This is a genomic window from Pseudovibrio ascidiaceicola (assembly GCF_900114245.1).
Classification (GTDB): Bacteria; Pseudomonadota; Alphaproteobacteria; order Rhizobiales; family Stappiaceae; genus Pseudovibrio; species Pseudovibrio ascidiaceicola.
Map to the genome: position 1 here is coordinate 60,651 of NZ_FOSK01000015.1, position 24,351 is coordinate 85,001.

The following is a 24,351-nucleotide window of genomic DNA, read 5'->3' on the forward strand; positions in this document are numbered from 1 at the left end:
GTAATTAGTACTTTATCGTGAACTGATACTCTGAAAAATATTGAACTTCCCTGGCATGTCAGCAGATCAATATTGGCATGTCAGTACTCATTATTTCGCAGTTTTTATCGATTTCTAAGGGTTATTACCATTGCTACAGCCGCCTGTTTTTGCTTTTAAGGTTGCTAATATGTCAGATTTGAGGATATGTTTCTGAAAACAGTCCTCATGGACTCAGAGACAAAGCAAACAGCCATAAAATGTGGCATACAAGGTAAGCACCCATGAAAAACTGGAAAGAGACTGCCCTAGCAGAAACCGCATCTCCTGTTCTTGCTGAAGCAGATGTTGTTGTTTGCGGTGGCGGCCCATCTGGTGTGGCGGCGGCTGTTATGAGTGCCCGCAACGGCTTGAAGACAATCCTCATCGAGAAAAACGGGTTTTGTGGCGGCGGTGCGGTTGCCGGCCTGTCAGGTACTATCTGCGGTCTGTTCCTCACCCAGGACGACATCGAAAACAAAAACGCCAAGCAAATTGTTTTCGGTTTCGCAGAAGAGTTTCGTGCTCGCCTGCTGGCCAAAGGTGGCGCCACCGCCCCACAAATCTACGGTAACACCCACGTGGTGACTTTTGACCCGCTCATCTGGCGCGAAGCAGCGGACGATCTGCTTGAGGAGTCCGGCGTTCAGTGCCTCTACCACACCTACATGACCGAAGTGGTGCGCGATGGCGACGACATCACCGCGATCCGTGTGGAATCCAAAGCAGGCAGCACCTTCCTCAAGGCAAAAGCATTCATTGATACGTCAGGAGATGCGGCTCTCGTGACGAAAGCGGGGTGTGAGTACAGCTTTGGAGATAATGGTGCCATTCAGAACCCAACCATGATCTTCCGTCTGTCAGACGTGGTGGAAAGCGATTTCTACGATTACTTCGGCAAGAACACCATCTGCCCGCCTGACATGATCGAACAGCTGAAAACAGCGTTCGAGAGCAGAGAATACGACACACCCCGCAACAAGGTCTGGGTATTCCCAACCCCGCAGAAGGGCGTGTTTTTGATGAACTGCACCCGTCTGGCAGGACAGGACAACCGACTGCTGAACGTGGTGGACCCTGCTGATTTCACATACGCGGAAGTCTATGGCCGTCGTCAGGCCCGCGAGTATCACCGCTTTTTCAAGGACAAGATCAAGGGCTTCGAAGAATCCCAGCTGATTGACATGCCACCGGAAGTGGGCATTCGCCAGACACGGACAATCAGCGGTGAAAGCACCCTGACAAACGAGCAGGTTGCAAACTGCGACAAGCCTGAGGATGGCGTGGTGCGCTCCTCCTGGCCAATCGAAATGCACGCCGGTGAGAAGAGCAAACTGCATTGGCTGATGGAAGATTACTATGAAGTTCCATACGGCACGCTGGTGCCGAAGGAGCTGGACAACGTGATTGTCGCGGGACGGTGCCTGAGCGCTGAACATGAAGCTCTCGCTTCTGCCCGCGTTACTGCCCAGTGCTTTGAGCTGGGACATGCGGCGGCTGTGGCGACAAAACAGAAAATCGAAAAAGCGATCAATTACAGAGACGTAGACACAAAAGAGCTGCGCAAGGCGATGCGCGCGGCTGGCAGCGCTCTGTAAAAAGTCGGGCAATAAGGAAGGTGCCTCAAGGCACACTGGGAGTTAAAAATGGAAGACTGCAGAATTAGCCGGGTCGAGCTTTATGCTTTGGCTGATGAAGATGCGCCCCCTATTCCCTGGGCGGATAATCAGGAACCTCTGCTGTACACCAACAACATTGTACGCCTGTTCACCGAGGATGGAACCGAGGGTCTTGGCGCAACTATGAGCTACACAGAGAACTTCTTTGATCGGTGCATCATTGAATCTCTGCGGACTATCGTTCCGGGCCTCATCGGCAAAAATCCACTGATGACTCAGGAGCTCAACAACTGGCTTGGAGCACGCTGCACCTGGGGTGGACTGCCAGCGAAGTCTCCAATCGACATTGCAGCATGGGACATTAAGGCCAAGAAAGCCGGAATGCCGCTTTACATGCTGCTTGGCGGCGCACGGACCAAAATCAAGTCCTACGCCTCCACACCAATGTTCGACACTGTAGAGGAATACTTCCCTTACATTGACGATTGCATTGCCCACGGCTTCACAGCAATCAAGCTGCACTGCTACTGCATCTATGAAAAAGATGTGGCACTGGTGGAAGCTGTGCAGGCCAGATACGGCGCTACCGGCATCCGTTTCATGCTGGACACCGCCACGTTCTACACACCTGCACAAGCCATGAAGATGGCCAAGTGGATGGAACGTCATGATTGGGAATGGCTCGAAGCGCCGGTTTCCGACTACGACTATAAGACCTATCAGCGCCTTGTCGCCAATACGGATCTTGAAATTTCCAGCCATGGCAACTGCCTGCTCACACTGCAGGAAGTTACGCACGCACTGAGCACTGGGATGTGGTCAGACGTGCGTCAGGACGCGACTGTTTGCGGCGGCATTACTCAGCTGAACAAATGCTTCGCAATCGCGGCCGGCCACAGCAAAAACCTGGAAATCCAGAGCATGGGATACACCCTGACACAGGCTGCCAACCTGCACGTCGCTCTGGCTCACGACAACTGCAATTACTTCGAGCAGTTCTACCCTTACGAGGCGTTTGAGCTGGCAAGTAAAACCCAAATCCGCACAGACAAAGAGGGATATGTGCACGCGCCGGCGGGCAACGGGCTCGGCGTGGAAATGGATTGGGACGCAGTGAAGGAAGCATCTTTCGCTTCTTTCGTCTTCGAATAATAAATGGGGGCATCCATGGCTAAACTACAACTGGATAAGACGAACTTCTTCGTCGGGGGCATTGCGGTACTCCTACCGACAATGGGCATTCTGGCAGCGGACATTGCTGCACCGGGCTCCGGTAAAGCTGTCATCTCTTCTTTGAAGAGCTATCTGACAAACGAATTTGGCGCGTTCTACATGTGGGCAGCGATCTTGTCGCTGATCTTCTGCCTGAGCGTTTCTTTCAGCAAGTACGGCAACATCGTGCTTGGTGACCCTGATGAAAAGCCTGAATACAACACGATCTCCTGGGTCGCGATGATCTTCAGTGCGGGCATCGGCGCGGGCATCCTCTGGGGTGGCGCCAGTGAGTGGATCTACTACATGTCCACACCGCCACTGGGTCTTGAGCCGGGCACCGAACTGGCCAAAGAATGGGCAATCACCACGGGCATGTTCCACTGGGGTCCAAGTGCATGGGCACTCTACTCTGTGTGTTCCATCACCATCGGCTACTACTATTATGTGCGTAAAGACCCGGTTCTGAAGGTTTCAGAATCCTGTAAGGGTGTTCTGGGCACACGCGCAAAAGGTCCTCTGGGCAACGTCGTTGATATCTTCATCATGATCGGCTTGGTGACTGCAAGTGCGACCAGCCTTGGTCTGGGCACTCCGGTTGTTGCTGCTGGCTTCTCCAAAGTGCTTGGCATTGAGCATGGCACTTCCATGAACCTTGCAGCCCTTGCAATCGTGGTTGCGCTGTTTGCAGCAAGCTCCGCACTTGGCCTTAAAAAAGGCATGGCGAAGTTGTCCAACTTCAACATCTTCCTGGCCGTTGGCCTGCTGATCTTCGTTCTGTTCTTCGGCGGCTACTTCCTGACCACCATCAAGTCCTTCACCACATCCGTTGGTGCGCTCGTGACAAACTTTGTGCGCCTGAGCACCTACATGGAGCCATACTCAGAGAACTCCACCTTTGTGTCTGACTGGACGATCTTCTACTGGGCATGGTGGGTTTCTTACGGTCCATTCCAGGGTCTCTTCTTCGCGAAGATCTCCCGTGGCCGCACAATCCGCGAAATGGTTCTGGGCACCCTGTTGTTCGGTTCCCTGGGCACTGCAGTGTTCTTCGCAATCTTCGGCAACTACGGTATTGGTCTTCTGGATGCGGGCATCTTTGATGCACCTGCAGCACTGGCAGCTGGTCAGAGCTCCTTCACCGTGATCATCGACATGTTTGCGAACCTGCCACTGGGTACTCTGTTCATCATCGGCCTGTGCGTTTCCGCGATCGTGTTCATGGCAACCACCTTTGATGCGGCATCCTTCTCTCTTGCAGCGATGACCACCAAAGAACTGCCAGATGGTGCAGATCCAGCACTTTGGAACCGTCTTGTTTGGGCACTGTTCCTGGGCATTATCCCAGTGGTGATCAACCTGATTGGCGGCGACTTGGGCACCATCCAGATCTCAACGGTTGTTGGCGGACTGCTGATGGTCATCATCCTCGGCATCGTTGCGGTCTCGTTCCTCAGAGAACTGCAACGCGACATTGCCAACGGTGTCGAACTTCCAATGCGCAAAAAATAATAAAGCACATGAGGGCGCCAGCAAAAACTGGCGCCTTTCTCTTAGGAGCACATCATGTCACTGGCACTTAACCCAGCAGTCGCACCCATCAAGTCCGTCGAGTTTATTCCGGTCAATTACAAAGCCAGCAACTGGAGCCAGAACACGGTTGTCGTCAAGATTACAGACGAAAACGGTGTCTACGGCCTCGGCGAAGCTGACGGTTCTCCGGACGCAATTCTCGCTTATTCCAATATTGAAACAGAACATAAGTGGCTGACGAACCTGACCGAAAGAGTCATTGGTCGTTTGCCGATTGAAATCAACGCCATCTGGAATGCCATGTATGACGCCACGCAGTGGCAGGGCATGCGCGGCCTGGGCATGTTCGCCCTCTCCGGCATCGACATGGCGCTTTATGACCTTGCGGGCAAACAGCTCGGCGTGCCAGCCTACCAGCTACTTGGCGGCACCAACAAAGACAAAGTCCATCCGTATCTGACGCTTTATCCGGCCATTCCGGTGGATGCATCTTTGGACGTCGCCATCAAGGGCTATGCCCCACTGCTTGAAAAAGCCAAGGCACACAACATCCGTGCGGTGAAAGTGTGCGTGCCGATCAAAGCAGACTGGAGCATCAAAGAAGTCGGCTATTATCTGCGCGAGCTGCGCGGCATCTTGGACTACGACACCGATATGATGGTCGACTACCTCTACCGCTTTACAGATTGGTATGACGTTGCCCGCCTACTCAATTCCATTGAGGATCTGGAGCTGTACTTCGCAGAAGCGACTTTGCAGCACGATGACCTGAGCGGCCACGCCAAACTGGTAGAAAACACCCGCTCCCGCATTTGCGGTGCGGAGATGAGCACCACTCGCTTTGAAGCTGAGGAATGGATCACCAAAGGCAAGGTGCATCTGCTGCAGTCTGACTATAACCGTTGCGGCGGCCTGACAGAGCTGCGCCGGATCACCGAGATGGCAACCGCTCACAACGTGCAGGTAATGCCGCACAACTGGAAGACAGGCATCACCTCAGCAGCAGCGATCCATTATCAGTTCGCAGTCGGCAACGCACCTTACTTTGAGTATGTGCATCCGGACTTCTGCGACGGGGAGCTGCGCAAGTATCTGGTGACGCCGGAAGCCGAGTTGGTGGATGGGGGCTTTGAAAAGCCAACCGCACCGGGCTATGGAATCGACCTGAACCAGCAATTTATGGCGAACCTGTGATGACACTCTTCACTCAGCACCCCTCTGCGGGCTGAAGATACACACAGGAACGTTCTCCGCCCCGCCTCCATCTCGCTTTACAGCCTCGCGTATCTGCAAAGTGTGCCTAGGGGCGGAGGATCTTCTCCTGAGCCACTCAGGAATATATTTCCCCTGGGTAGAGACGTACCCTGCCCACTACTCACCCTGGTCAAGCCCCATTGACCGGGGTGTTTTATGAGCTCACTTCAGCATACACACTTCCCTATACGTCAACCTGCCGGATGAGCTCCGTTAATTTGATAAAACGTTCCATCAAAATCACGCATTTTCACGTATATACACGCATCTCACCAGCAGAATCACAGTTTCGTGAATTGATGAAGTTCTCGAATCAACAAATATAATTAAGTATTAAACATCTCTTTATTAGAATAGATCAGAAGAAAAACATACTACAATTATTTGATCAACTGGTCAGTTTTTAGAATTATTTATCAGGCGGCTAACGTATTTTATCCAAATATATTAATATTTTGAATTGATATCATTAAAAGATTCAGATGTTTTATACCTAAAACAATATATTCTGCATTCTATTCACACTTCGAGAGTTCGTCAATGATTCAACCAGTAGATGTGTTGATACTACTTTCTTCTGTGAATCCAAAGATCATTTATATTGCCTTTCAGTGCATCCCTCATACGTTTAGGTGGTTTACTACTACTATTACTCTAGGGGAGATAATATGTTTAGAGATAATCACGTTGAAGAGGCAAGAGTTATTGAAGGAGGCGATGCGCCATATAGCACAACGACCCCATACTCTATTTCATCGGGGGACACTTTTGAGGGAACGCTGAGTTTTTCTGGCGATAAAGACGCAATTAAACTCGAGGTACAGGCTGGAGTAACTTACACAATTTCAATGGAAGGCATCGGAAGTGGGGGCGTTTCCGATACATACCTGTACCTTTACGATTCCAACACAAACGAAATCGCAACAGACGATGATGGCGGCAGCGGACGTAACTCCGAAATCACCTTCACCGCAACATCCACCGGCACCTATTACATTGGCGCTGCGTCCTACAATGATCGCTACACTGGCGATTACAGAGTCTCCGTTGATGCAGACGGCGGCCCAACTGACCCGCCAACCGATCCAAACGCGTTCACCAACGACCAGATTGCAAGCCAGCTGACCGATGGGTACTGGAACAACTCAGGCCGTGGTCGTCGTGCGTTTGACGTGAGCCCGGGTGAGTCTCTCACCGTCAACCTCAATGGTCTGAACGCTTCTGGCCGTGAGCTTGCAACCAAAGCTCTGGAAGCCTGGACAAAAGTCACTGGTATCGACTTCCAGACTGTCAACTCCGGCGCTCAGATCACATTTGACGACAACGACAGCGGCGCTTACGCAAACTCGACAACACGCGGCAGCACCATCGTTTCTTCAACCGTGAATGTGAGCACTGACTGGGTTGCGCGTTATGGCACTGGCCTGGACGGCTATGCTTTCCAGACTTACGTACACGAAATCGGTCACGCGCTCGGTCTGGGTCACGCTGGCAACTACAACGGCAGCGCGACTTACGGCGTGGACAACCACTACTCCAACGATTCCTGGCAGGGCACAATCATGTCCTACTTCGATCAGGTGGAGAACACCAGCGTCGACGCTAGCCGTGCCTACGTCGTCACCCCAATGATTGCAGACATCCTTGCAATGCAGGACCTGTACGGCACAGCAACCGATCTGCGTACTGGGTCCACCGTTTACGGTGAAAACTCCACAGCAGGCGGTTACTACGACGACATCGCAGACCTGAACCCAGCCACGTTCACCATCATGGACAATGGCGGCACCGACAGCATCAACTTCAGCTCTGTCCGCGCTGACCAGAAAATCTCTTTGGTGGCAGAGACTTACTCTGACGTGAACGGCCTGACCGGCAACATGACCATCATGCGTGATACCGTGATCGAGAATGCTTATTCTGGCTCAGGTAATGATGAGCTGATTGGTAACGATGCCGACAACGGTCTGTATGCCAATGCTGGTAATGATACCCTCGAAGGTGGTCTCGGTGATGACACCCTTTCCGGTGGTTCTGGTCGTGATACCTTCGTGTTCAACATCAACTGCGGTGCGGACACGATCGTTGACTTCTCCAATGGCCTTGACTTCATGAGATTTGAAAGCGGTGCAGACAGCTTTGCAGACCTTACGATTCAGGACACTGGTGCAGACACAGTCGTCAGCTATGACGGTGGCTCCATCACCCTCTCAGGTGTTGATTCCAGCCTCATCAGTGCAGACGATTTCACGTTTGTATAAGGGGTAATAAAATGTGCGACCTGCCGCAATGGCAGGTTGCATAATTATTTAATCAAATCATAAGTTTGCGGTATTTCCCTCAAATTCAATAGATGAGCAAAATTAAGTGTCTTACCCCTTTCAAATAGTGTGCGATTTACATACTATGGGGACCACAATTTTTGTTGGGGCATAACCACGAGTTTTGTAGCGCAAGAGGCGTCCAATCGTTCTTTGGGAGGACGTGCCGCGCACTGAAGTTTGGGGCCAGGTGGTTTCGGGAGTATCTATGAGTACATCGAAGAGTGGGCAGCCAAAGCGCCCGATGGTGGCTGAGGCGTTTGCGGCGTCTCGGTCCGGGTATGCGGGCGTCGGGGTTTTAAGTCTGGTCATCAACCTGTTGATGCTGACGGGTCCGATGTTCATGCTGCAGATCTATGATCGCGTGCTCGCCAGCCACAGCGTGCCAACCCTGGTGATCATCGCCAGCTTCGCCGGTATCCTCTACCTGTTCTTCGCGCTGCTGGAAGGCATCCGTGCCCGTGGCCTGTCGCGTATTTCTCAGGAAATTGATGCTCGTCTGTCGCGCACCGCGTTCCTTGCCAACCTGCGCGTGCCATTGCGCATGGGCAACAGCGGCAAAAACGTAGACCCGATCCGCGATCTGGAAACCATGCGCCAGTTCTGGGGTGGTCAGGGTCCAGCCGCGCTCTTTGATATTCCATGGATGCCGATCTATCTGGGTCTGGTGTTCGTGTTGCACTTCTGGCTCGGCATGCTGGCACTGGCCGGTGCGGTCATCATCCTGTCTCTTGTGCTTGCCAACGAGTTCATGAGCCGCGATCCCTCCAAAGAGCTGGCCTCGCAAAACGCACAGCGCAGCAACACCCGCTCTGGAGCACGGCGCAACGCAGAAGTGGTGCGCGCCCTTGGCATGAGTTCAACGCTCACCAATAAGTGGGATGAAGCCAACGCCCGCTTTTATGATGCCCAGACCAAAGCTGGCGACCGCGCCTCGCTGTTCGCCACCGCCATCAAAGCCTTCCGCTTCCTGCTTGGTTCTGCCGTTCTGGCCGTGGGTGCATGGCTTGCGATCCTTCAGGAAGTCTCTCCTGGTGTTATGATCGCAGCCTCCATCATCACCTCCCGTGCTTTGTCTCCTGTGGAGCAGGCTGTTGGCCAGTGGCGCGTGTTCATCGCAGCCCGTCAGGCCCGTGCCCGTTTGGAGAAATCACTGGAAGGTCTGGATGAGACCCCGCCAGAAACCGAACTGCCACTGCCAAGCAAGGCCCTCAATGTACAGCAGATCGCAACAGCTCCTCCCGGTGCACGCGCTGTCACACTGGCTGGCGTCAACTTTGAGCTCAAGGCAGGCGACGGCATGGGCATTATCGGCCCGTCCGGATCCGGCAAGACCAGTCTGGTCCGCGCACTTGTGGGTGTTTGGCCAATTCTGCGCGGTGCCGTTCGTCTCGATGGCGCGGAGCTGAGCCAGTGGTCGGAAGATCGTCTGGGCACCGCCGTTGGCTACCTGCCGCAGGATGTGGAACTGTTTGACGGCACCATTGCCGAAAACATCTCCCGCTTTGCAGCAGAACGTGATGACGAGAAGATTTTGGAAGCCGCCCAGCTCGCCAATGTGCATGAGCTGGTCACCAGTCTGGCTGACGGTTATGACACGCAAGTTGGTGAAGGCGGGGCTCTGCTTTCTGCCGGACAGCGCCAGCGTGTGGGTCTGGCCCGTGCGCTTTATGACAGCCCGTTCCTGATCGTGCTTGATGAGCCGAACTCCAATCTGGATTCAGAAGGCGAAGCAGCCCTGACCCGCGCCATCAAACTGATGCGTGAGACCGGCAGCATCGTCATTGTCGTTGCGCACCGTCCAAGCGCGATCTCAGCTGTTGATCTGCTGCTTGTTGTGAAGGATGGCCAACAGGCCGCCTTTGGCCCGAAAGACGAAGTCCTGCCAAAAATCAGCGCTCCTGCTGGTGTGCCGGCCCCCGCTGGTGTTCCAGCTCCCGGCGCAAAACCAGCCCCAGCTGCTGCAAAAACAGGACCATTGAGCGTGGTGCCACATGCCTGAGCAAACAACACTTACCACCATTCAGACCTCTCGTAAGAAACACATGCGCTGGGGCCTCGTCCTTGTTGGCGTTCTGGTTCTTGGCCTTGGCGGCTGGTCCTCCGTTGCCAAGATCAACAGCGCGGTGATCACCTCTGGCGCCATCGCTGTCGATGGACAGGCCAAGAAGGTACAGCATCAGGAAGGCGGCATTGTCGGCGAAATCCTCGTCAAAGACGGCGATGAAGTCAAAGCCGGTGATGTGCTGTTCCGTCTGGATGAGACCGTGGTGAAAGCAAACCTTGCCATCACCCGCAAACGCCTTCACCAGATGCAGGCTCAGGAAGCCCGTCTTTCTGCCGAATGGCGCAATGACGATCAGGTCGCCTTCCCGGACTATCTGGTCGAGTTGGCAAAGACTGACAAGATTGCCGCCACCGCACTGGATGGTGAGCAGGCTCTGTTCGCTGCCCGTCAGCAGGGCATCAAAGGCCGCAAAAAGCAACTTGGCGAGCAGATTGCTCAGCTGGAGCAGCAGATTGAAGGCCTGCAGGTGCAGCGCGACGCCAAGGCCGAAAGCATTGAACTGGTCACCCAGCAGCTCGCCGACTTCGCCTCTCTATTGGAAAAACGCCTGATCAACGCCTCTCAGGTCACCGCTATCAAGCGGGAGCGGGCCGAGCTGGTTGGTGATCGCGGCGGGTTGATCTCGCAGGTCGCTCAGACCAAGGAAGCCATCAGCGAAAAGCGTGTACAGATCCTGCAGCTGGACGAAGAGTTTTTGGAGAAGGTCTTATCCGACCTGCAAAACATCCGCTCGCAGATTGCCGAACTGGAAGAGCAGGAAGTGGCTGCGCAGGATCGCCTGAAGCGCATCGACATTCGCGCCCCGCAATCCGGTTATGTGCACCAGCTCAACGTTCATACCGTTGGCGGCGTGATCGCACCGGGTGATACCCTCATGCTGGTGGTGCCGGAAGACAGTGATCTGGTGATTGAAAGCCGCGTTCAGCCCGTTGATGTGGATCAGCTTCAAGTGGGACAAGACGCTTATGTGCGCCTTGCCGCCTTCGACCAGCGCACCACACCTGAGCTGGGTGCAGCTGTGCTCAACGTTTCCCCGGATCTGACCCGCGATGAGGTCACCGGCGAGCCGTTCTATCTGGCACGCCTGAAGATCCTGGAGAGCGAAATGCCAAAGCTGAATGGTCAGACCCTCGTCCCGGGCATGCCCGTCGAAGGCTTCATCCAAACCGGCGAACGCACCGTCCTCTCCTACTTCATAAAACCAATGCAAGACCAAATCGCCCATGCGCTCAAGGAGAAGTAAGGAACCCCTTACTTCCTCGGAAGGCGGCTTCATTGATTTTTGAAGTCTTGAGGACTAGAATATGCACCGGAGTGGGAAGGGAACTTCAAGTCCCCTCCCCTTTGCTTAAGATCCGAAAGTGACCCGTAGCGCGATTACCAGCCGGCTGCGGGTCCTTTTCATTTTAAGCGTGAGTGAAATGGGGAGTAACCTCATCCCATCACCTCCGATTTGAAGGCAAAGCTGTTGCCTCAGTCGGATAAGCCAATCTTGTCCGATGCATTGGCTGGCACAACACAGCTGCTTTTGCCCTCAAAGAGCTTCCAGCTTAGCATCGAACATCGCGAACTTTATCTCCCTGATTTTGGGAGTTGCAGAACCGCAATACGAAATTAAATCTCAAGATACGCAGCAATTAAATCTAAAAACACCTGAACATACACGCAAATAAATCATGAATTTATTTCACTGATACGCATATATGCTTTAACATTACTTGGATTTATTATGTCTCGCATACATAAGCAAACCATAATTTTGGATTTTTAATTATGTCTGTAGTAACCAGCAATTTCAAAGTCGGTCTACCTACGAATCTGACAGCGCACGCGCGTCTTGATACCGCTCAGATAGATGCAAAATCTCTAACATCCAAAGCGATAGATCTTTCAGCCGACAAGCCTCAAGAAAACATTGTTGTAAGCAATCCTGAATTGACGAAACTGAAAGAAAACGCCGCTCTTCCAAACGATCAAGATACTATAAGGTTTGACAAAATTTATGAGCTGTTTGCGCACATGACTGAACATGGTGATGCATGGGGAGCTGCCATGGAAGCCACTCAGGAAAAAGTAATGGCCCACAGCGTGTTGATCCGAGACGAAAATAACAGGTTTTGGGCGGATTATTATCAAAAATTCTCAAACACACCTCCAGTTGCGCCAGTAAAACTAAATGAAGAGCAAGTATCCTGGATTACTAAAGAGCTCAAAGAACAAGGAACCGTAATTAACGCTTCGACTGAAGAACATTTTGTATACTTCGAAGATAAAATATATACATTCAAGCCTGATGGCAGTGCTTATGTTCAAGATCAAGGCGTTCCCACAAGCGAAGAGGATCGCCTTTTAGGAATGCGGCGTCTTCAAGAGCTCCTCTTAGATATTGAAGAAAACAAGCAAGGTAAGTCTTTAGAATATTGGGAAGAAATTGAAAACTTATCTGCGGCAAGAGCTGATGAGTACTTTAAAAAAGCCAAGCAAATCTCTGAAGTAATTGATATTAAAAGGGAAAATCTCACAGCTTCACAAATTGAACCGGGAAAGTCCCTCAATGTGACAGTTTAGTCATTGAGAGCAAATCACCTTAGCTAAAGGCCCTCGCAGAACTGCAAGGGCCTTCTTTTTTGCTTAAACGAGCATTTCGCTTGGGCTGCTGAGGTCCAGGCCGATGACAAGTGGGTCATGGTCGGATGCGCCGTACTGGTCGTCAGTGTAGAAACCAGCATCGGTGAAGCGGCTGTTGTAGCTGAGCAGGTCTGGCTCATCAGCATTGATGTGCCACTCAGCGAGGCCGGTCACCTGATCAGCAAGGCTGTCGGATGCCAAAGCATGGTCCAGAGAACCGCGCTGACCATCAAACACGAAGCTGTAAGCTTCATCGCCCAGGTACTGAGACAGAAGATCGGTCATATCGCCGCCCTCTACCAGTTCCTGTACGGAGTCGCCTTTACCGTAGGTGTTCAAATCACCGATCACGAGGATATCCGGATCAAGACCGGCACCCGCATATTCGGTTCTCAGCCACTCATGCAGCTCTTTTGCTGCGTCTTCACGTGCCTGAGCCCAGAAGGCCTGCCCGTCGCCCTGATCATAGTTTGGATCAGCGATCAAGGCATCCAGATCTGCCTGTACCTGGTCGACATCAGCTGCCGGAATGGTACCTGCATCCAGTTTGCCCTGAATGTCTTCCACCAGATCGCTCAGGCCACTTGGACCCTTGGACTTGTAGTGGTTGACTGCGAGGGTAAAGCGCTCGCCGTTTGCATCCTCAAAAGTGGTTGCAACGGTTGGGCGGTTACGCTGGAAGTCACCTACATATGAACGATCAGCAAAGTCCTGCAGACGATCCGCAATCGCGTAAGTCGCATCCGCACTTGTTTCCTGATAGGTGTAGGTTTCTGTCTCAATGACAGTCAGCTTGCCAGGACGGTAGATCATACCGGTGGTGATAGCATCAGACCCAATCGGAGCCCCGTCAGTCGGGTTCACGAAGGTGTAAAGCTCATCAGTCCGGCCCTGAGCGGTCAGCTCTGCATTCAGTGCATCAACAAGAGCGCTGATCGCAGATGCATCGTCGAAGCCGTTGTTCTCCAGTTCCTGAAGACCAAAGACGTCCGCATCGATATCAAGCATTGCCTTGACGATCTTGTCGGTCTGACGCGCAAGATCTGCCTCGGAGCTCGCTCCGCGCTGACCAAGGGTGGTAAAGTAGTTCAGCACGTTGAAGCTGGACACTTTCAGATCACCGCCAACATCAGCAGGCTGGTCAGGACGTGCACCGGAGTTGGTGCTCTCGTCGATGGAAATCTGACCGTCAACGATCAGAGTATGACCATCAAAACCTTCGGTGAGAATACCTTCGATCGGAGCATCGATCTCTGTGCCAAGACGCAGAGTTGCCCCTTCAGAGAAGTCATCACCACTGTCCAGATACCCATTGCCGTTGTCGCCGTTTTCTTCGGTAACTGGCACATAGGTGAACTCGTCAGGATTCTGTTCAGAAGAACCATCATCGATGAGGATGCGGTTGTTCTGGTTCATTTCCTGATGTTCGATGATCTGGTCAAGCTCATCCTGCGGATCGTACAGATGGGTTGCCTGATACTGGGTGCCAGCGGAAACTGTAATCTGACCGTAGCGGTCGAAATTGAAGTTTTCGATGACTGTCAGAGCATCGTCTGTACCGGAGCCTACGCTGACGCGCATGCCTTCCAGAGCTTCCAGGTTATGCTGATTTGTTGGAGACAGAAGCACCTGCATGTATTCTGGAAGTTCGTTTCCAGAGGACAGAACGCTCAGATCACCAATGTTTGTCAGCTGGGTCTGGCCACCAAATTCAGCAACCGTTCCACCGAAGGACACTTCATCACCAACTGCAACGGTTGGAGCCGCGCCGGTGTAAACGAAGATACCTTCAGAAGTTGCGGAGTTGCCGTCACTGTCAGTTGTTTCTTCCTGCAGGTAGAAACCACTGCTGGTCACGCTTGTTACAAGCGCGCTGACGTAAACGAACTCACCAACCATGCCGGATTCTGCACCGTCACCTTGAATGGTGGAGATGAGTGTAGGCGCGGTATCATCGTTCACAACAGTGCTGGTTGCAGTCTTGGTTGTGATCTTGCCACCCGTTGGGTTGCTCAAGGTCACAGACAGGGCTTCGCTCAGCTCAGTTGTTTCATCGCCAGTGATGTTGACTGTGATGGTCTTGGTGGTTTCGCCAGCTGCAAACTCGATGCTGCCAGATGGCAGAGTGCCACCGAAGTCAGCTGCATCAACGTCGCCGCCAACAGCAAAGTCAACAGTGCCAGCCTCAGACAGATCACCGTCACGGGTCACGGTGAACTCGAAGGAGGTTACGCCGCTGTCGCCTTCAGCTTTTGACTCAGCTTCGGCTGCAATTGCGTAGGTTGTGGAGGTACCACCACCACCTGATGTATCGCCTTCCAGCTTCAGGTTCTGCAATACGAACGCTTCGTCGCTGCCGTTTGCGGAGCCTTCAACTGTGATGGTTAGCTCAGAGCCTGACCCTTCCAGATCAGCCATCAGTGTCTGAAGCTCGTTGGAAAGAACAAGACCGGAGCTTGTTTCAACCATCGGATCGTTCAGATCAACAGTCTTGCCGCTGGCAAGAGTGTAGGTCTGCGCGCCGTCATTATCAGACGTGAAGGAGAACAGAGTCTGCTCTTCACCACCATCAATGGAGTAGCGGATGGAAACAACATCGTCGGACTCAAAGTCACCCATTGCGCCAGCATCCAGAGACAGACTGATGTTGCTGTAATCTGAGATATCGAAGCGCCAGGTTGCAACCAACGGGTTGCCATCCGGATTATCACTGTTGACGGTATCAGCAAGGCCGAAGAACTCACCAGTGTTGGTCGCTTCATCGATAACGCCAATTGCATCATTCTCGAAGCTGCCATTGGTGGAATCGACCAGCGAGAACGGTGCATCGCCAGCAGTGTACTTACCAAAGCCATCTGCAGGACTGGAGAAGTCTGGTGCAGTACTGGTGTACTCAATCAGGCGATCATTCTGAGAGTCGACCATGTCAAACGCGAAGGTTTCGCGCACGACAGCCTGGTTGCCCAGGATCTTCAGGTTCTGCAGTGCGAATGCTTCAGAGCCACCGTCTGACTTACCTTCAATGCTGATGGTCAGTTCAGAGCCTGTTCCTTCCAGATCAGACACAAGGGTCTGCAGCTGGTTGGTCAGCACAATGCCTGCATCTGCATCGGTGAGCGGGTCATCCAGATCAACGGTCTTACCGCTGGCAAGGGTGTAGGTCTGTGCGCCGTCATTGTCAGAGGTGAAGGAGTACAGAACCTGCTCTTCGCCGCCATCAATGGAATAGCGGATCACGAAGGTGTCTGTGCCTTCAAAGTCACCCATTGCACCAAGATCAAGGGAAAGGCCCAAATCTTTGTAGCCTGCAATGTCGAAGGTCCAGGAAGCTGTCAGTTCACCAGTGTTATCACTGTTGACGCTGTCGGTTATGCCGAAGAACTCACCAGAGTTGGTGGCTTCATCAATGATACCAAGCGCATCATTTTCAAAACCACCATTGGTGGAGTCGACCAATGAGAACGGCGCGCTGTCTGCAGTGAACTTGCCGAAGCCATCAGCCAGGCTGGAGAAATCAGGTGCAGTGTTGGTGAAGCTCACCAGACCCTGATTTTGAGAGTCGACCATGTCGAACGCGATTACGTCACGCACAACTTCGTTTTCATCTTCAACAGTGACGGAAACGCTTTGAGTGTCAGAACCGCCGTCAGCGTCGGTGACAGTGACTTCAACCTGATAAACATTGTCGCCATCAGCATCTGCCGGTGCTTCAAAGTCAGGAGCTGTCTTAAAGCTCAGCTGACCAGTTTCAGCGTCGATCTCGAACAGGCCAGCATCTGTACCGGAAACAGAGTAGGACAGGTCCGTGTTATCAACGTCAGTAGCAGATGCAGTCGTCACCTCAGTGGTGTTTTCTGCAATAGCAACGTCAGAAGCAACAGACAGAACAGGTGCTTGATTGGAGCCAGTCACGGTAACAGTAACAGTAACGTCTTTGGTGCTGCCGTTACCGTCGGTCACTGTATAGGTGAAGGTATCTTCAGCAGTCTCACCTTCACGCAGGCTGTCAAAAACATTGCCTGGGTTGTATGAGACCTGACCGTTTTCGAGAGAAACGGTTGCGCCAGATGCGCTGTTTGCGGAAACTTCAGTGATCGTCAGCGTATCGCCGTCATAATCCTTGTCGTTTTCCAGCAGAGTGGCAGCCTCAATAACCAGACCTTCGTCGCCCGATGCAACAGCATCTTCGCCAGCGCGGATCTCGTTGTTGCGACCATCCAGATAGTAGGTGTAGTCGTCAGCTGCGAAGTGAACTGCCTCGACATTCATCAAGGTGTCTTTTTCAGAGCCGTCATTTGCGATGACTTTGGTCTTTGGATTCCACCAGCCACCACGCTGCTGGAATGAATAGTCATCGATTGAGCCTTCATAAACGGCTGTATCGAAACCACGACCACCATTGATGCTGTCATTGCCTGCACCACCATGGATGACATCGTCGCCACCAGCTGCGCTGATGCGATCATTGCCTTCACCAGCAAAGATAAGGTCATTGCCCTTACCTGCCCGGATCCAGTCATTTCCAGCATATGTGGAGATGGTATCGTTACCGTTGAAACCCCAGACCCAATCAATACCGTCGGTACCCGTGATGACGTCATCCCACCACGTGCCAAAGTTTACGCTGATCGAGTAGAAGTTAAATCGAGGAAAGAAATTGAACATGTATCAACCCCGTTACAGTTCATCTTATCCGAGTTCGTCACTCCCCTCCCAGTTTTGAGCCGGGAGCCAAGACGAACGATTATTTTTTGCTAGATGCCCGAAAGATTTTCTGCAGCATGCATCGACAGTTTTCTCGATGTAGGGGGTGACGTAAAGGACGTATTGATCAATTTTTCACTTTTTGCATATTATTTCGAATAATATTTTCTTTTGTGAAATTTTTTTCAACTTCGCGTTGCATATCAATGTCAAGGCGACAGGAAGTTACCCAGTGCTGTGTATAACTTAAGGTGCTTTTACGCACATATCAGCAGCTAAGCGACTCATATTTCTCATGAGCCCCCTGCGAATCCATAGATACAATTAAAATTTAATTATCAAAATCACGATTTTTACGGGTTCATGGCGCACGTGCGGCACGAGCTTGAGTAAAATCATACCAATTCTATATTTTATCTCATTTAGAGTATCATTTTCTAACTTGACTTATCTTTGTAGTATGTAGTTTCTTATATCCTATCTTTTCAGCAAACTAAGCGAACTTAGAGAGTGTTCGCGATAACAAGAAACTGATGAGACGGAATTAAGGGACGGGGCAAGCATGTGTAATTTGATCGATAAAATCAGGAAGTCAGTGATTGGTGAGGACGCAGCCATCACCACGGCATTTGGTCGTAAGCCATTGGTTTATGCGGATTACACAGCCTCTGGCCGTTCGCTGAGCATGATTGAGGATTACATCCGGGATCACGTTTTACCCTACTACGCCAACACCCATACAGAGACCTCCTACACAGGAGCGCAGACCACTGCACTGCGTGAGCAAGCCCGCCAGCAGATCCGTTCCTCGGTCAACGCAAACGACGATCATTCCGTGATCTTTTGCGGCTCCGGTGCAACTTCTGCGATCCATAAACTAATCGACATTCTCAACCTGAAACTGCCAGCAGACCTGAGCGCACGCTACAAGTTTGAGCAGCAGATTCCGGCGGAAGAACGCCCCGTCGTCTTCATCGGTCCTTACGAGCATCACTCCAACGAGTTGCCATGGCGCGAGAGCATCGCAGACGTGGTTCCCATTCCCCTTTGCGAAGGTGGTCAGGTCTGTCTGGACGATCTTGAAAAGCAGCTCATCAAATACGCAGATCGCCCCCTCAAGATCGGCAGCTTCTCCGCAGCCTCCAATGTTACCGGTGTTAAAACAGATGTAGACACCGTCGCCCGCCTGCTTCACAAACACGGCGCGCTCTCCTTCTGGGATTACGCCGCCGCAGCCCCGTATGTAGGCATCGATATGGCTGGCACAGATGAGCAGGGCGACAGCTCCAAAGACGCGATCTTCCTGTCCCCTCACAAATTTGTCGGTGGACCGGGCACACCGGGCGTTTTGATCGTCAACGACGCAATTCTAAAGAACCGAGTGCCAGCAATGCCGGGCGGCGGCACCGTCATGTACGTAACACCGGAAGATCATCGTTACGTGGCTGACGCAGAACGCCGCGAAGAAGGTGGCACACCAGCTATCATTGAATCTGTGCGGGCAGGACTGGTGTTTAAGCTTCAGCAAGCCGTTGGTACCGATGAGATTGAACGTCGGGAAGAGAGCTTTGTGTCCAGAGCTGTTGCGCGTTGGTCAAACTGCGAGAACATCGAGATACTCGGCAACACTGCGGCGCCACGCCTGTCTATCACCTCGCTGAAGATCACCCATAAAGGCAAAGACCTGCACTACAGCTTCATTGTGGCGCTGCTCAATGACCTGTTCGGTATTCAGGCTCGTGGTGGTTGCTCCTGCGCAGGTCCATACGGTCACACCTTGCTTGGCATGGACATGCACTACAGTAAGGCACTGGAGGAGCAACTGGTGGAAGGACACATGATCCTGCGTCCGGGTTGGATCCGCCTCAACTTCAACTACTTTATTGATGAAGACACCTTCGAGTATCTGGTGCGGGCTATTGAGTTGGTTGCGGAGCATGGCTGGAAGTTGCTGCCATTCTATCGCTTCGACCAAAACGGCGCTGTGTGGCGCTACCAAAACCACAAAACAGAACTCGCAGCGTCTCTCGAAACACTCGATTTCAACGCACTGCCAGAAGCCGCAGAAAAATCAGACCGCCCTTCTCTGGCTGAGACAATGAAAGCAGCTGAAGCCGAACTCCTGCGTAACCACAGCACTGAGGAACGCTACAACGTCATTCAGCCACAAAAAGTAGAAGAACTCCGCTGGTTCGTCCGCCCACAAGACGTTGCTGTGGCTTAACAAGAAGCCAAGGCGACGGAGAAAAACCGTCGCCTGTGACACCTCACAAACACTTCACCCAATCCTCATAGCGTCTATCGACATCTGGAGAGGATATGGCTCGCGACCATGCGATACCCGCAGAGTTTCGGGCTTCAGTCGGGGTCATAAAGAAGCGTTTTTTGAAAGCACGACTGAAGGTACTCTCATAGACAAAACCGAAGGAAAATGCGATTTCTGAGTTTGAGCGGTGGGTATTGCTGTTGCTGATGAGCGCCATCATTGCGCCCTTGAGACGTTGCTCCAGAATGAAGCTTTTCACACCGCCGTGATTGCGGAACATCTCATAAAGTTTTGACCGCGAGATACCTGCTTTTATAGCCACAGTTTCTGGCGACAGATCCGGGTTCGACAGTTGCTCATTGATTGTGCGCTTAGCCAGCATAATCTGCGCTGCATGGCTGCTTGCATCCACCAGAACGACGCCTTCAGACGTGCTGTTGAGGCAAGCAACGATGAGTGAAATCGTTGCCGGGTTAATATCTGCAGCTTGTGACAAGCTCAGTTGACCCGACAACTCTTTCAACGATTTAATATGACTGTAAAGAAGCTGAACCATGGGCTGCGCGGCAGGTAATCTCCGCATATGCTGCCCATCTGGATAGACCAGTTTAGGTTCGAGCAACTCCCTGGGAATAATCAGGGATAGGTTTGAAAATGTATTGGTCCAGGATTTTGATGTCCTGGCTAAATCAAAAATGATGAGGCCATCCTGTGCAACAGAATGTTGTGCACCTTCATGTTCGTAAAACATGTCTCCTGTTTCGAACAGTTGGATCATGAAGTGATCCATTCCATCTTTTGCAATGGTCAGTTCACTCCTCTCCCAATACTGCTTTCTACTTTTTGTCCGGGCCAGAATAATTTGCCCAAACATATGTGCATCTACTTCGGCGGTGAACGCATCCGACCTAACGGCATGGTCTGCTTCCACCTGAAACATGAAGGAGATACTTTCCTTCCAGAGAGAGAAGCGCTCATCTGGCGCAACGCCGTCAACGGAAAACACAGCCTGAGGAATAGGCTCCGAAATTTCCACCATCGGCGCTCCATCAATGAGATCCACCTCACTCAAAGAAACTGTCCTTGTAAAACCAGCACAAGTAATACGTGCTTTTACTAAAACCTTATAGCAATTGTATATATCTCCAAGCCCCACCCAAACAATGACGTGGCGTCCAGATCATTGTGCATTTTGTTTGGAACCTTCTGAAAACTGACTTTATTCCTGAGAAACTTGCATTGATGCATGAAGAGAGCACAACGACGAAAAGACCCAAAGTACCGGTTTCTGGCGCTTCGCCTCTCATTCAGGTGAACGTAATGTGATTAAACTGGGAACGAAGCCGTCTTGCATTCTTCTTTCCAAAATCACACCTAAAGAAGTGCTCACTGCACATATCTTAGTTTGTGCGCTTCCCCATCGAGCATCTTAAGGATCTCCCAATGGCTTTGGATAGTTCTGTTTCCTCAAATTCTTCATTGAGAAACGTATTGCCTGCTTTGCTGCTGGCTGGTGTCATCGGCGAGGTCGCCTTTGAAGCCTATGCCTGGTTTGTCTCACCCATTCTGTTTGGCCCTGTGCTGGAACCCGCCTATCTCATCAGGGCCTTGGCAACCAAACTGTTCGGCCTCACCATTCCCTATAGTGTTGCCTTCATCGTCCACTTTTCCGTTGGTGCAGTCGTCTTCCCACTTGCGGTGTTTGCCGTGCATGAGGTCACCAGGCTTCGACTTTGGCTCTCAGGCGTCGTTGCTGGTGTGCTGCTCTGGTACATCGCGCAGGGTATGCTCGCGCCCTTCATCGGCAGAAGCTTTATGATGGATTTCGGGGCTTATACGCAGTCCTCATTCATCGGACATGTCGGTATGGCCATGGTGATGGGTGTCATCTTCCAAAAATTCTCTGAGAACCGGAGAGAGCGCTAAGCGCCCTCTCCTTCATCTTTGTGTCAGCTCACGCAGAATACTTCAGCCGGATGACCAACTGCTGCGTATCCTCGTTGAAGTCCTCATGCATCTCTTCAAATCCGTAGCGCGCATAAAAGCCACGCCCGATTGGATTGTGCTTAAAAACTTCCAGTTCAACACTGTCATGAAGCGAGGTGGCCTTGTCCATCAAAGCCTTCCCGAGCTTCTGCCCCTGAAAATCAGGGTGCACAAACAGCCCGCCCACTTCATTGCCAAGCAATGCAATGAACCCGACAACGGCCTCATTTATCTCAACAACCCAGGTTTCGGCGTTGGGCAGATACAAGTTTCGAATATTGTCGGTTTCGTGGGCTAAAAAGCTGTCGCTCAGAAAAGGATGAGCAAGTTTGCTGGCCTTAAGCCAGACGTCAACAATGGACTCGGTGTCACGAGTTTCAAATTTACGGATCATTTCTATGTCCTGAAGAGTGCCGTTAATCGGCGCTTGATGTTCTGAAAATGAAGGCATGCAAAACCGGCCGTGCAAGCTGCGCGGTCTTAAAGTTGAAAGCATGCGAAGGGGTTCTTCTTTGAACCCTCAGATCCGGGACATCAAATCTCCTGTGAAACATATAAGAGCTGGCAATCTATACCTCAGTTGCGCGATGTCAAGGCACCTCAAACAACTGCTTCAGGTGCACATATTTAGGAGCAGTTTCGCAACTCGTGATTTCCGGAAAATATTAGCTGGCTTGGGAACTTGATGGTGAAGACGCAACCGTTGCCCGTTTCCCATTCCGGACGCGTCTTCACCATCAAGCAGGCTCATTTCATCGTCAATCTCGAGCGAAAAACACGCTCGGAGACAGTTTTGAACATATTATTGAGCCAAAAAGGCAAGTTTCTTCACTGGGTGAAAACCTTACCTTTAATGGACCCTAATCCTCTGAGTTCTCTAGTTCCTTGATTTTCGTTAGGTCCATTTGTTTTCAAGAGAACAACCCCAAGATGCCAATTGCGCAAAAACACTTGCGTTAGATCAACGTCCTTCATCTACGCAACAGTACGATTGGGTTGATCGTGGGAGAGGTCTGTAAAAATGTCTACTACTATAGTTAGCAGTGAAGTGGAGAAGCTCGCTGAAATTCCCTTGCTTAAACGGTTGAGTACCGAGGCAAGAGAACAGCTGCTTCGGGGTGCCACTAAAAAATCTGTCTCGCGCGGTGAGATGATATTTTTTCAGGATGATAAGGCAGACGCGTTCTTTATCGTTCTGGAAGGGTGGGTCAAAGTTTTCCGCGCAACAAGCAGCGGCGATGAAGCCGTTGTTGGGGTTTTCACCCGTGGGCAAACCTTCGCTGAAGGGGCTGCCTTTACAAACTCAAACTATCCAGCTTCTGGTGAAGCGGTCACGGATAGTGTGGTGCTTTGTATTCCTGTGGCCCATCTGGCCAAGTCAATTGCAGCAGATCCGAACATCGCGCTGGCGATGATGTCATCTTTGTCCATGCACCTTCATCAACTCGTGTTGCAGATTGAAGGACTGAAGACGCATACGGGCGCGCAGCGTGTTGCTGAATTTCTATTGAACCTCAGCACAGAACCAGCCGGTTCCTGCACATTGGTGCTGCCTTACGATAAAGCGCTCATTGCCGGTCGCTTGGGCATGAAACCGGAAAGCCTGTCTCGTGCATTCCAGAAGCTGAAAAGCTATGGCGTCGAGGTCAAGCAAAACCGGGCGATCATTTCCAACGTTCAGGTTCTGCGCACATTGGTAGAGCAGGAACGCACAGTGGTTATGCATTCAAGCCACGGCTAAGATATTGCGATAATTGAATTTATTCGTTCGCCTGCTCCAAGGGATTTATCCCTCGTAGGCCTGTTTGATGAACGTGCCAAGATGTTGTAGCTCCTCTCCCCGCGGCGAGCTTTTTCGCCACACAAGCGCTATCTCTCTTGGCAATGCCTTATCTACATCGATGAGGCATACATCATAATTATCGGTCAGTCCGGCAGTGATTGCGACGTCAGGCAGAAGCGTTGTTCCCAGCCCTTCCGCCACCATACCCACCAGAGTGGAGAGGCTCGTCGCTTCAAAAGAGCTATCTTGAACCGGGCCATCAGGTAAAAATGCAGACAGGGCATGCTGTTGTAAACAATGCCCTTTTTCCAGCAACATCATTTTAGTATTGGTCAGGTCCTGTCCATCTACATGTTGTCGGTTCGCAAGCGGGTGCTGAGGTGTGACGGCCAGTTTGTATCCATCTTCAAACAATGGAAAATGAACAAGGTCGCCTATCTCAAATGGAAGTGCCAGTAAAACCGCATCCAGATATCCGCTCTGCAATGCCGCCAACAGGTCGTGGGTAATACCTTCTTTGATAAAGAGGCGAAGGTCCGGAAATTTCTTCCGAAGCTGCGGCATAATCCCGGGAAGCAGATAAGGTCCAACTGTAGAGATCACACCCAGTTTCATGTCTCCAGACAGGAATTTTGAGTTTGCCGCAGCGAAATCTACAAAGGCTTTTGTATCAAGCAGAATGTGACGCGCACGATCGGCCAGAGAGTTGCCCAGTGGGGTAATAGTGACAGAACGCTTGGTTCTTTCTGCCAGATGAACACCAAGGTTCTGTTCCAGCTCTTTAAGCGCTGTGCTTAGAGCGGACTGACTCACATTACATTTTTCTGCTGCCCTGCCAAAATGCTGTTCCTCAACAAGGGCGACCAGAAATTCCAACTGGCGAAGGCTTGGTAGATGACTCATATGATTTTTAGATCACTGTATTATTATTAATCAATTTCACTAATTAACATAGATCG

Annotated in this window: 15 protein-coding genes; 11 read left to right on the plus strand and 4 right to left on the minus strand. The window is 51.6% G+C overall.

What is annotated here, in order from left to right; genetic code table 11:
* Positions 1-263: 263 nt before the first annotated feature.
* The 8 genes from BM231_RS22695 (at position 264) to BM231_RS22730 (ending at position 12,593) form a co-directional block, all read left to right on the plus strand.
* Entirely contained in the window at positions 264-1,616 is a 1,353-nt protein-coding gene (locus BM231_RS22695; RefSeq protein ID WP_093523128.1) for an FAD-dependent oxidoreductase, read from the plus strand.
* Positions 1,617-1,664: 48 nt separating this feature from the next.
* Positions 1,665-2,789 (plus strand): mandelate racemase/muconate lactonizing enzyme family protein, encoded by a 1,125-nt coding sequence (locus BM231_RS22700; protein WP_093523130.1) that lies wholly within the window; start codon positions 1,665-1,667, stop codon positions 2,787-2,789.
* Positions 2,790-2,804: 15 nt separating this feature from the next.
* Positions 2,805-4,361, plus strand: coding sequence for a BCCT family transporter (locus BM231_RS22705; RefSeq protein WP_208860585.1), 1,557 nt, complete (start codon positions 2,805-2,807; stop codon positions 4,359-4,361).
* 54 nt (positions 4,362-4,415) lie between these two features.
* A complete protein-coding gene (locus BM231_RS22710) occupies positions 4,416-5,576 on the plus strand; it encodes a mandelate racemase/muconate lactonizing enzyme family protein (protein WP_093523132.1) in 1,161 nt (386 codons plus the stop codon).
* A 728-nt stretch (positions 5,577-6,304) separates the two neighbouring features.
* Positions 6,305-7,897 (plus strand): M10 family metallopeptidase C-terminal domain-containing protein, encoded by a 1,593-nt coding sequence (locus tag BM231_RS22715; protein WP_093523134.1) that lies wholly within the window; start codon positions 6,305-6,307, stop codon positions 7,895-7,897.
* Positions 7,898-8,165: 268 nt separating this feature from the next.
* Positions 8,166-9,959: a type I secretion system permease/ATPase gene (locus BM231_RS22720; RefSeq protein WP_093523136.1), complete on the plus strand. Its 1,794-nt coding sequence runs from the start codon at positions 8,166-8,168 to the stop codon at positions 9,957-9,959.
* Positions 9,952-11,268, plus strand: coding sequence for an HlyD family type I secretion periplasmic adaptor subunit (locus BM231_RS22725; RefSeq protein ID WP_093523138.1), 1,317 nt, complete (start codon positions 9,952-9,954; stop codon positions 11,266-11,268). The genes BM231_RS22720 and BM231_RS22725 overlap by 8 nt, the downstream gene beginning before the upstream one ends.
* Before the next feature lie 530 nt (positions 11,269-11,798).
* Positions 11,799-12,593: a hypothetical protein gene (locus tag BM231_RS22730; RefSeq protein WP_093523140.1), complete on the plus strand. Its 795-nt coding sequence runs from the start codon at positions 11,799-11,801 to the stop codon at positions 12,591-12,593.
* 63 nt (positions 12,594-12,656) lie between these two features.
* On the opposite strand, the gene BM231_RS22735 is transcribed toward BM231_RS22730, so the two are convergent.
* Complete coding sequence (locus tag BM231_RS22735; RefSeq protein ID WP_093523142.1) at positions 12,657-17,318, minus strand: ExeM/NucH family extracellular endonuclease; 4,662 nt, start codon at positions 17,316-17,318, stop codon at positions 12,657-12,659.
* A 601-nt stretch (positions 17,319-17,919) separates the two neighbouring features.
* Here BM231_RS22735 and BM231_RS22740 point away from each other — a divergent pair.
* Complete coding sequence (locus BM231_RS22740) at positions 17,920-19,581, plus strand: aminotransferase class V-fold PLP-dependent enzyme (RefSeq protein ID WP_093523144.1); 1,662 nt, start codon at positions 17,920-17,922, stop codon at positions 19,579-19,581.
* A gap of 43 nt (positions 19,582-19,624) precedes the next feature.
* On the opposite strand, the gene BM231_RS22745 is transcribed toward BM231_RS22740, so the two are convergent.
* Positions 19,625-20,563: a helix-turn-helix domain-containing protein gene (locus BM231_RS22745; RefSeq protein WP_208860586.1), complete on the minus strand. Its 939-nt coding sequence runs from the start codon at positions 20,561-20,563 to the stop codon at positions 19,625-19,627.
* A 503-nt stretch (positions 20,564-21,066) separates the two neighbouring features.
* On the opposite strand from BM231_RS22745, the gene BM231_RS22750 reads away from it, so the two are divergent.
* Entirely contained in the window at positions 21,067-21,549 is a 483-nt protein-coding gene (locus BM231_RS22750) for a hypothetical protein (RefSeq protein WP_093523148.1), read from the plus strand.
* Between the two features lie 28 nt (positions 21,550-21,577).
* On the opposite strand, the gene BM231_RS22755 is transcribed toward BM231_RS22750, so the two are convergent.
* Entirely contained in the window at positions 21,578-22,105 is a 528-nt protein-coding gene (locus BM231_RS22755) for a GNAT family N-acetyltransferase (RefSeq protein WP_208860587.1), read from the minus strand.
* A 525-nt stretch (positions 22,106-22,630) separates the two neighbouring features.
* Between BM231_RS22755 and BM231_RS22760 the strand changes: the two genes are divergently transcribed.
* Entirely contained in the window at positions 22,631-23,350 is a 720-nt protein-coding gene (locus BM231_RS22760) for a Crp/Fnr family transcriptional regulator (protein ID WP_208860588.1), read from the plus strand.
* 45 nt (positions 23,351-23,395) lie between these two features.
* Here BM231_RS22760 and BM231_RS22765 read toward each other — a convergent pair whose 3' ends face one another.
* Positions 23,396-24,295 carry a LysR substrate-binding domain-containing protein gene (locus BM231_RS22765; RefSeq protein WP_093523154.1) on the minus strand — a complete coding sequence of 300 codons (900 nt, stop codon included), beginning with the start codon at positions 24,293-24,295 and terminating at the stop codon, positions 23,396-23,398.
* Positions 24,296-24,351: the final 56 nt, after the last annotated feature.